The sequence below is a fragment of the Amycolatopsis sp. NPDC104587 genome, assembly GCF_055583645.1.
In genome coordinates this window covers 145,588-156,602 of sequence record NZ_JBVJNO010000011.1, presented here as the reverse complement: position 1 = coordinate 156,602, position 11,015 = coordinate 145,588, and the positions used below count along the sequence as shown (strand labels likewise).

Genomic DNA, 11,015 nt, shown 5'->3' with positions numbered 1-11,015 from the left:
GCTCGGCGGGGGCGCAGGGGTGTCTAGGGGAGAGGTAGGGGTTGTCGGCGCGAGGGCCGGTCCATAGCGTGGAAATTGGAATTCGCGGTCGTCGAACCGCCTGCCTGCGCCGAATGAGGTCGAAGCTGAAATGGCTGATGTCGAGAAGCTCCGCGAATACCTCCGCCTGGTCACCGCTGATCTGCGGCAGACCCGTCAGCGCGTGCGTGAGCTCGAGGACCACGATCCGATCGCCGTGGTCGGCATGGGCTGCCGCTACCCCGGCGGGGTGGACGGCCCGGACGCGCTCTGGCGGCTCGTCACCGACGAGGCCGACGCCATCGGCGGCTTCCCCGAGGACCGCGGCTGGGACCACGAAGCGATCTTCGACCCCGAGCCCGCCAAGCCCGGCAAGACCTACGTCCGCTCCGGCGGTTACCTGCGTGGCGCCGACCAGTTCGACGCCGAGTTCTTCGGCATCTCGCCGCGCGAAGCCGTCGTCATGGACCCGCAGCAGCGGCAGCTGCTGGAAGTGTCGTGGGAGGCCATCGAGCACGCCGGCATCAACCCGCGCTCGCTGCGCGGCAGCCGGACCGGGGTGTTCATCGGCGGCTGGTCCGACGACTACACCGCGGCGGCCCGCGGGGTGTCCGAAGAGTACGAGGGCTACCTGTTCACCGGCAGCGCGGCCAGCGTCATCTCCGGCCGGGTCGCCTACACGTTCGGCCTGGAAGGGCCCGCGGTCACCGTCGACACCGCCTGCTCGTCCTCGCTCGTCTCCCTGCACCTCGCGGCCCGCGCCCTGCGCAGCGGCGAGTGCACCCTCGCGCTCGCGGGCGGCGTCACCATCATGTCGACCCCGCAGGGGCAGATCGAGATCAGCCAGCAGCGCGCGCTGGCCCCGGACGGCCGCTGCAAGGCGTTCGGCGACGGCGCCGACGGCTTCGGCGCGTCCGAAGGGGTCGGCGTCGTGGTCCTGGAGCGGCTTTCCGAGGCCCGCCGCAACGGCCACGAGGTGCTCGCGGTCGTCCGCGGCTCCGCGACCAACCAGGACGGCGCGAGCAGCGGCCTGAGCGCCCCCAACGGCCCGTCGCAGCAACGCGTGATCCTCGCCGCGCTCCAGGACGCGCGGCTGTCCGCCGCCGACGTCGACGTGGTCGAGGCGCACGGCACCGGCACCTCGCTGGGCGACCCGATCGAGGCCGACGCGCTGATCGCCGTGTACGGCAAGGACCGCGCCGCCGGCCGGCCGCTGTGGCTGGGGTCGCTGAAGTCCAACATCGGGCACTCCGCCGCGGCCGCGGGTGTCGGCGGCGTGATCAAGATGGTGCAGGCTCTGCGCGCGGGCGTGCTGCCCAAGACGCTCCACGCTTCGACGCCGTCGTCCCGGATCGCCTGGGACGGCAGCGGGGTCGAGCTGCTGCAGGAAGCCCGTCCGTGGGAGTCCGGCGCGCCTCGCCGCGCGGGCGTCTCGTCGTTCGGGATCAGCGGCACCAACGCCCACGTCATCCTGGAGCAGGCGCCGGAAGCCGACGGCGGGGAGCGTGCCGGGGTACCGGCCGGCGCGGTCCCGGTCGTGCTGTCCGGCCGCACCCCGGAAGCGGTGCGGGACCAGGCTTCCCGGCTGCGTGCGCACGTGCTGGCGCACCCGGAGCTGCCCCTCGCCGACCTCGGGTTCTCCCTGCTCGGCCGCACGGGGTTCGCGCACCGCGGCGCGGTGGTCGCGAGCGACCGTGACGAGCTGCTGGCCGGGCTGGCGGACCTGCCGCTGACCGGTTCGGGCTCCGGTGGGCCGAGCCGGGTGCTGATGGTGTTTCCCGGCCAGGGCTCGCAGTGGGTCCACATGGGACTCGAGCTCGCCGTGCTGGAACCGGTGTTCGCCGCGCGACTGCGGGAGTGTGACGCGGCTTTGTCGGAGTTCGTCGACTGGTCGTTGTTCGACAAGCTGGCCCACGAGTCCGCGCTGGGTCAGGTCGACGTGGTGCAGCCGCTGTTGTGGGCGGTCATGGTGTCGCTCGCCGCGCTCTGGCGTTCGTACGGTGTCGAGCCTGCCGGTGTGGTGGGGCACTCCCAGGGTGAGATCGCTGCGGCGACCGTCTCAGGTGCGTTATCGCTTAGCGATGGCGCTAGGGTCGTTGCTCTTCGTGCCAGGGCGTTGCGGGCGTTAGAGGGTCTAGGCGGGATGTCGTCGATCCTCGTGCCGGCCGAACGCGCGGCCGAGCTGATCGAGCCGTGGGGTGACAAGCTGGCCGTCGCGGCGGTGAACGGCCCGGCGCAGGTCATCGTGTCCGGCGACGTCACCGCGCTCGACGAACTGGCCGTCGTCTGCGAGAACGAGGGCGCCCACTACCGCCGGATCGGCGTCTCCTACGCCTCGCACCACCCGCAGGTGGGGCAGCTGGCCGGCGTCATCCTCGAAGACCTGGAGCCGGTCGCGCCGACCGCCACCACGATTCCCTTCTACTCCACGGTTTCCGGCGCGAAGATCACCACCACGACGCTGACCGGCGACTACTGGCTGGAGAACCTCCGCAGCCAGGTCAAGTTCTTCCCGACGGTCGTCGAAGCGCTCAAGGACGGCTTCACGCACGTCCTCGAGGTCAGCCCGCACCCGGTGCTGGGCGCGCCGCTCGACGAGGCCGCCGACGGCCGGCCGGTGCTGTCCACCCTGCGCCGCGACACCGGGCAGAAGCGGTTCCGGACCGCGCTGGCCGAGCTGCACCTGCACCACGGCCACGTCGACTGGACACCGGTCTTCGCCGGCGCCCGCCGGGTTTCCGTGCCCACCTATGCCTTCCAGCACCAGCGTTACTGGCTGGAGCCGCGCCAGGGCAGCCAGGACGTCGCCACCGTCGGCCTGCGCCCGGCCGAGCACGGCCTGCTCGGCGCGGTCCTGCACGCCGCCGACACCGGCGCGACCTACCTCTCGGGACGCCTTTCGCTCGCCGCCCAGCCCTGGCTCGCCGACCACGCCCTCGGCGACACCGTGGTGCTGGCCGGTTCGGCGATGCTGGAGATGGCCGTGCACACCGGAAGCCGCCTCGGCTGCCCGTGGGTGGACGAGCTGACCCACCACGCGCCGCTGGTCGTCCCGGGTGCCGGCGCGGTGGTCGTCCAGGTCACCGTCAACGCCCCCGACGAGCGCGACGCCCGCGCGTTCACCCTCGCCTCCCGCACCGAGGACGAGGAGGAGTGGGTGGTCCACGCGACCGGCCGGCTCGCCCCGGCCGGGACCGAGGAGGACTCCGGCGAGCTCGCGGTCTGGCCGCCGCAGAACGCGGAAACCCTGTCCCTCGACGACTTCTACGAGACCATGGCGGACGTCGGGGTCCACGCGGGCCCGGCCTTCCAGTGCGTCGGCGCGGCCTGGCGCCGCGGGGACGACGTCTTCACGGAGCTGGCGCTGCCGCCGGACCTGCACCGCGAGGCCGGTTCCTACGTGCTGCACCCCGCGTTGCTCGACGGCGCGCTGCAGGGTGCGTGGTTCGGCGTGCTCGGTGACCCCGGGCAGGGGCGCGGCCCGTTCAGCTGGAGCGGGGTGAGCCTGCGCCGCCCGGCCGGGACCACACTGCGCGCCCGGGTCCGCGCCGCCGGACCGGACGCGCTGTCGGTCCTGGTCGGCGACGAAACCGGCGCCGAGGTCGCCGCCGTGCGCTCGCTGGTCATGCGCCCGGTCGGGGACGGCTCCGCGCCGGTCGAACCGCCGCTGCGGGTCGACTGGGTCGAGCACCCGGCGGTCACGCCCACGACGTCCGGGACGTTCGCGCTGCTGGGTGCCGACGAGCTCAAGGTCACCGCCGCCCTCGAAGCCGCGGGCGCGCAGGGCGAGCGGCACGCCGACCTCGCCGCGCTGGCTGCCGGACCCGCTCCCGCATACGTCTTCCTGTCCCTGCCGCCGCAGCGCGCGGCGACGTCGGCACTGCTGGCCGAGCAGGCGCGCACCGCGACCACGACGATGCTCAAGACCGTGCAGGACTGGCTCGCCGAGCCGAACCTGCGGCACACTCGCCTCGTCGTCGTGACCTCCGGCGCGGTCCGGATCGGCGAGCAGGAGGACGTCGACCTCACGCACGTCCCGGTCTGGGGGCTGTTGCGGTCCGCGCAGGCCGAGAACCCCGAGCGGTTCGTGCTGGTGGACACCGACGGCAGCCCCGAGTCCACGGCGGTGCTGATCAAAACGCTGCTGGGCGGCGAGAACCAGTTCGCGCTCCGCGAGGGCCACGCCTCGGTGCCGCGGCTGACCCGGCTTTCCCCGCAGCAACAGGGCGAAGCCCCGAAGTGGGACCGAGGCACGGTGCTCGTCACCGGCGGCCTCAAGGGCGTCGGCTCGCTGATCGCCAAGCACCTGGTCACCACCCACGGCGTCCGGCGGCTGGTGCTGCTCGGCCGCCGTGGCCTGGAGACCCCCGGTGCCGAAGCGTTGGTGGCCGAACTGGCCGGACTCGGCGCCGAAGCGCAGGTCTGCGCGTGTGACGGCGCCGACCGGGACGCGCTGTCGGCGGCGCTCGCCACCATCCCCGGCGAGTACCCGCTGACGGCCGTCGTCCACTCCGCCGGGGTGTTCGACGACGGGCTGATCCCGGACCTGACCGCCGGCCAGGTCGAGCGGGTGTTCGCGCCGAAGGTCGACATGGCGCTCAACCTCCACGAGCTGACCGCCGGGCTCGACCTCGACGCCTTTGTCCTGTTCTCGTCGTTCGCCGGGACCTTCGGCGGCGCGGGCCAGGGTCCGTACGCCGCGGCCAACCTGTTCCTCGACGCCTTCGCCGCGCACCGGGTCGCTCGCGGCCTCCCGGCGACGTCCCTGGCGTGGGGGCTGTGGGAGGAGCGCAGCGGCATGGCCGGCGCGCTCGGTGACGCGCAGCTGCAGCGCCTGGAGGGCGGCGGGCTCGTCCCGATGACCGCCGAGCACGGCGCCGCGCTGTTCGACGCCGCGTGCGCGTCCGGCGAGACCGCGCTGGTCCCGGTGCCGTTCGACCGGGCCCGGCTGCGGGCCGACGCCAAGGCGGGCGCGCTCCCGGCGATCCTGTCCGGGCTGGTGCCGGCCCCGGCACGGGCGAACGGCGAGCCCCGGACCGTCGACGCGTCCCGCTTCCGCGCCGAGCTGGCCGCACTGTCCACAGAGGACCGCGAGAAGCGGCTGCTGGAGCTGGTCCGCACGACGGCCGCGTCCGTGCTCGGGCACGCCGGGGCCGCCGAGGTCGGCGCCGAACGCGCGTTCGGCGCGCTGGGCATCGACTCGCTGACCGCGCTGGAGCTGCGCAACCGGCTCACCGCCGCGACCGGGCTGCCGCTGCCGGCGGCGCTGGTCTTCGACTACCCGAACCCGCTGGCCGTGGCCCGGCTCCTGACCGGTGAGCTGGGGGAGCCGGCCGTCGAGACCGCCGTGCCGCTGCTCGCCGAGCTGGACCGGCTGGAGGCCGCGCTCACCGCGCTCACGCCCGACTCGCTGGCCGCGCTCGTCCCCGACGAGTCCGCGCTCGCCCGGATCACCCACCGGGTGCAGGCCCTGCGCCCGCTGTGGGACCAGGCGCGCGGCGCGACCGCGGTGTCGCTGACCGCCGCGGCCACCGACGACGACCTGCTCGACCTGCTGGGCGACCGCTTCGGCACGGCCTGACCGCCCCCCCCCCGCTTCGAACGAGGTGCAACGCATGGACAACGAGGACAAGCTCCGCCGCTACCTCAAGCGCGCGGTGGCCGAGCTGGACGACGCCCAGGCGCGGCTCGCCGACGCCGAGCGGCGCGCGAGCGAGCCGATCGCGATCGTCGGCCTCGGCTGCCGTTTCCCCGGCGGCGCGGACACCCCGGAGCGGTTCTGGGACCTGCTGGCCGGAGGGGTCGACACCGTCGCCGAGGTGCCCGCCGACCGCGGCTGGGACATGGACCGCCTGTACGACCCGGAGCTGAGCCGCCCGGGCACCAGCTACGTCCGCACCGGCGCGTTCCTCGACGCGGCGGGCGACTTCGACGCGGGCTTCTTCGGGGTCTCCCCGAAGGAAGCGCTGACGATGGACCCGCAGCAGCGCGTACTGCTCGAGACGTCGTGGGAAGCCATCGAGCGGGCCGGGATCGACCCGGCGTCGCTGCGCGGTGAGCGGGTCGGCGTCTTCGCGGGCACCAACGGCCAGGACTACGGAAACGTGCTGCTGCAGGCTCCCGAGGGGGAGGGTTACCTGTCCACCGGCTCGGCGGCGAGCGTCGTCTCCGGCCGGATCTCCTACACGCTCGGGCTCGAAGGGCCGTCCGTCACCGTCGACACCGCGTGCTCGTCTTCGCTGGTCACGCTGCACCTCGCCGCCCAGGCGCTGCGCTCCGGCGAGTGCTCGCTGGCGCTGGCCGGCGGCGCGACGGTCGTCTGCACCACCGACCTGTTCGCCGAGTTCAGCAAGCAGGGCGGGCTGTCCCGCGACGGCCGCTGCAAGCCGTTCTCCGCGGCCGCCGACGGCTTCGGCATCGCCGAGGGCGCCGGGATGCTGCTGGTGGAACGGCTTTCCGACGCCCGGCGGCTCGGCCACCCGGTGCTCGCGGTCGTCCGCGGCTCCGCGGTCAACTCCGACGGCGCGTCCAACGGCCTCACCGCTCCCAACGGCCCGTCCCAGCAACGCGTGATCCGGCAGGCCCTCGAAGCCGCCGGACTGTCCACTTCGGACGTCGACGCGGTGGAGGCGCACGGCACCGGCACGTCGCTCGGCGACCCGATCGAGGCCGACGCGCTCCTGGCCACCTACGGCCGGGGCCGCGACACCGACCGGCCGCTGCACCTGGGCTCGGTGAAGTCGAACGTCGGTCACACCCAGGCCGCGGCCGGGGTCGCCGGAGTGATCAAGATGGTCCTGGCCCTGCGCAACGACCTGCTGCCGGCCACCCTGCACGCCGGCGAGCCGACCCCGCACGTCGAGTGGGCTTCCGGCGCCGTCTCGCTGCTGACGGAGGCCCGGCCCTGGCCGGAAGCCGGCCGCCCGCGGCGCGCGGCGGTGTCGTCGTTCGGCATCAGCGGCACCAACGCGCACGTCATCCTCGAGCAGGCGCCCGCGGCGGAGGTCCCCGCGGCCGACGTCCCGGGTCCGCTGCCGCTGTCCGCCCGGTCCCCGGAAGCGCTGCGGGCCCAGGCCGGACAGGTGCTTTCGGCGCTGCGGGGCGCGCGGCCCGGCGACGTCGGGTTCACGCTGGCGCGCAGCCGCGCCGGGCACGAGCACCGCGCCGTGGTGCTCGCCGATCCCGAGAACGCGCTGGCCGCGCTCGCCGCCGGGGAGCCGGACGCGAACGTCGTCACCGGGTCCACTGTGGACGGAAAGCTGGCCTTCCTCTTCTCGGGCCAGGGCGCCCAGCGGCTGGGCATGGGGCGTGAGCTGTACGCGTCTTCGGAGGTCTTCGCGACGGCGTTCGACGCGGTCCTCGCCGAGCTCGACCCCGGCCTGCGTGACGTCGTCTGGGGAGACGACGCCGCCGCGCTCAACCGGACCGGGAACACCCAGCCGGCGTTGTTCGCGATCGAGGTCGCGCTGTTCCGGCTGGCCGAGTCGCGGGGGGTCCGGCCGGACTTCGTCGCCGGGCACTCGATCGGCGAGATCGCCGCGGCCCACGTCGCCGGGGTGCTGTCCCTGGCCGACGCGGCCCGGCTGGTCACCGCCCGCGGGCGGCTGATGGCGGCGCTGCCCGAGGGCGGCGCGATGATCGCGCTGCAGGCCACCGAGGCCGAGGTGGTCCCGCTGCTCACCGACGGCGTGTCGATCGCCGCGGTCAACGGCCCGGAAGCCGTGGTGGTGTCCGGCGCCGAGGACGCGGTGACGGCGATCGCCGCGCAGTTCGTGGCGAAGGCGCGCAAGACCAAGCGGCTGCCGGTGTCGCACGCGTTCCACTCGCCGCTCATGGACCCGATGCTGGCCGAGTTCCGCGCGGTGGTGTCCGGGCTCGCCTTCGCCCGGCCCACGATCCCGGTCGTCTCCACCCTGACCGGCGGTGACGCCGACCTCACCGAGCCGGAGTACTGGGTGCGGCACGTGCGTGACGCCGTCCGGTTCGCGGACGGGGTCGCGGCGTTGCGCGAGGCCGGCGTCCGGACGTTCCTGGAGCTGGGCCCGGACGGCGCGCTGTCGTCGCTGGTCGAGGGCGCGGTTCCGCTGCTGCGCAAGAACCTCGACGAGCCGCGCGCGGTGCTGTCGGCGCTGGCGCGCCTGCACGTGACCGGCACCCGGGTGGACTGGGACTCGTTCTTCCCCGGCGCCCGGCTGGTGGAGCTGCCGACGTACCCGTTCGAGCACCAGCACTTCTGGCTCACGCCGGGTGAGCCGGCCGGCGACGCGAGCGCGTTCGGCCAGGGCGTGGGAGCGCACCCGCTGCTGAGCGCAACCCTGACCCTGCCCGACGGCGCTTCGGTGGCCACGGGACGGCTGTCGCTGCACAGCCACCCGTGGCTGGCCGACCACGTGGTCCTGGGCACGGTGATCCTCCCGGCAACGGCGTACATCGACATGGCGCTGCACACGGGCGGCGGCGCGGAGCTGGCCGAGCTGACGCTGGCGGCGCCGCTGGTGATCCCGGAGCAGGGTGCGGTGGCGGTGCGGCTGCACGTCGGTCCGCCGGAGGAGGACGGCCGCCGCGCGTTGAGGCTGGACTCCCGCCCGGCCGACGGTGAGGACGAATGGACCGCGCACGCGAGCGGGTTCCTCGGCGCGGAAGCGGGCGAGTCGGCCGAGCGCGGCTTCGACGCGAGCGAGCCCGCTGCGATCGGATCGGCCTCCGCCGCCCCCACATCCCTCGCCGAGTGGCCGCCCCCAGGCGCCGAACCCGTCGCCCTCGACGGGATCTACGACCGCATCGCCGACAGCGGCCTCACCTACGGCCCCGCCTTCCGCGGCCTCCGCCAAGCCTGGCGCCGCACCGAGGGCGACCGCACCGAGATCTTCGCCGAGGTCGCTCTCCCCGAGCACGTCCGCGCCGACGCCCCCCGCTTCGGCCTGCACCCCGCCCTGCTCGACGCCGCCCTGCACCCCGCCGTCGGCATTCCCGGGCTGCTCGCCGACGCCGCCGACGCGGGCCTGCCCTTCTCCTGGACCGGCGTCCGCCTGCACCTCGCCGGCGCCGACGCCCTCCGCGTCCGCCTGGGCGCCACCGGCACCCGAGGCCTCACCGTCCAGGTCGCCGACAGCGAAGGCAACCCCGTCGCCAAGGCCGAGTCGCTCGTCTCGCGGCCGCTGTCGCCCGAACTCCTCGCCGGCGCCCCCTCCGAGAAGGACGCGCTCTTCACCCTCGACTGGCTCCCGGTCCCGAGCGCGCCCGCCCCTCGCGGCCGCGTCGCCCTGGCCACCGCCGACGACGACCCGGCCTGCGCCTTCGCCGACCTGGGCTCGTTCCCCGACCTCGCCGCCCTGCAGGCCGAGCTGGACGGCCTCCCTGCCCCCAGCATGGTCTTCACCTCCTTTCCGGTCGACGGCACCGACGCCGCCGCGGCGCACCAGGCCGCCGAGCAGGCGCTCCACCTCGTCCAGGCCTGGCTCGCCGACCCCCGGCTCGCCGACGCGCAGCTCGTCTTCGTCACCACCGGCGCGGTGAGCACGGCCCCCGGCGAAGACGTCCCGGACCGGGCCCACTCGACGGTCTGGGGCCTGGTCCGCGCCGCCCAGTCCGAGAACCCGGGCCGGTTCGTCCTCGTGGACACCGACGGCTCCGCCGCCGAGCTCGCCACGGACGAGCCGCAGCTCGCCCTCCGCGCGTCCCGGCTCCTGGCCCCGCGCCTCGCGAAGGCCACCGCGGAGCCATCCGATGTGGACGGTCTGACCGGCACGATCCTGGTCACCGGCGGCACCGGCGGCCTCGGCTCGCTCGTCGTCCGCCACCTCGTCGCGAAGGCCGATCGCCTGGTTGTCGCGTCGCGCCGGGGTCCGGACGCCCCGGGCGCGGCCGAGCTGACCGAGCTCGGCGCCGAGGTCGTGGCCTGCGACGTCGCCGACCGCGCCGCCGTCGAGAACCTCGTCGAGAACACGAAGTTCACGGCCGTTGTGCACACCGCAGGCGTCCTCGACGACGGCCTGGTGACCAACCTGTCACCCGAGCAGCTCCACCGGGTCCTCGCGGCCAAGGTCGACGCGGTCGAGAACCTGCACGACCTCGTCGGCGACGTCGACGCGTTTGTCCTGTTCTCCTCGGCTTCCGGTGTCCTCGGCAGCCCCGGCCAGGCCAACTACGCGGCCGCCAACGCCTACGTCGACGCCCTGGCCCAACACCGCCGCGCGACCGGCAAGCCCGCCCACTCGCTGGCCTGGGGCTCGTGGGAGCACACCGGCGGCGGCATGACCGGCACCCTCGACGACGACGGCCGCGGCCGCATCACCCGCAGCGGTGTCCTCCCGCTGTCGGTCGAAGACGGCTTGGCGCTGCTGGACTCCAGTGTCCACAGTGCACTCCCGCTGCTCGTCCCGATGCGGCTCGACCTGCCGGCCCTGCGGGCGAAGGCCGGTGATGGCGTCCCCGCCCTGCTGCGCGGCCTGATCCGCGCGCCGCGGAAGACCACCGTGGCCCAGCCGCAGCCGGTCACCCAGCGGCTGGCCGGGCTGTCCGGTGAAGAGCGTTCGAAGGCGCTGCTGGACCTCGTCCGCACGCAGGCCGCGCTCGCGCTCGGCCACAGCGGGCCGGCGGACATCGGCGCCGAGCGCGGGTTCCTCGACCTCGGCTTCGACTCGCTCACCGCGGTCGAGCTGCGCAACCAGCTCGACACGGCCACCGGGCTGCGGCTGCCGGCGACGCTGATCTTCGACTACCCGAACCCGGCCGCGCTGGCGAAGTTCCTCGACACCGAGCTGCCCAGCGCCGAGGCCGAGGCCGGCGGGGCGTTGCGGACCGCGTTGGCCGGCCTCGAAGGCCTGCTGACGGCGGTCGACGCCGAGGAAGCCCAGCGGGCGGCCGCCCGGTTGCGGGCGCTCGCCGCCGAATGTGTCGCCCGCGTCTCCGGCGACGGCGGGAGCGAGCTGGACTCGGCGACCGCGGAAGAACTTTTCGACCTGCTCGACAACGAGCTGGAAAGCTAGGAGCTCGCG

General features: G+C 74.5%; 2 protein-coding genes and 1 pseudogene. All 3 read left to right on the top strand.

The annotated features are described in order from the left end of the window. Positions 1–100 precede the first annotated feature (100 nt). Positions 101–2,698: pseudogene (locus tag ACZ61C_RS31750) on the top strand (type I polyketide synthase); the annotation flags it as partial. A gap of 60 nt (positions 2,699–2,758) precedes the next feature. Further along, positions 2,759–5,599: a type I polyketide synthase gene (locus tag ACZ61C_RS31745; RefSeq protein ID WP_465311752.1), complete on the top strand. Its 2,841-nt coding sequence runs from the start codon at positions 2,759–2,761 to the stop codon at positions 5,597–5,599. 25 nt (positions 5,600–5,624) lie between these two features. Then, the gene (locus ACZ61C_RS31740; protein ID WP_465311539.1) at positions 5,625–11,006 is read left to right on the top strand and encodes a type I polyketide synthase; all 5,382 of its coding nucleotides are present in this window, start codon (positions 5,625–5,627) and stop codon (positions 11,004–11,006) included. The last annotated feature ends 9 nt before the right edge of the window (positions 11,007–11,015 follow it).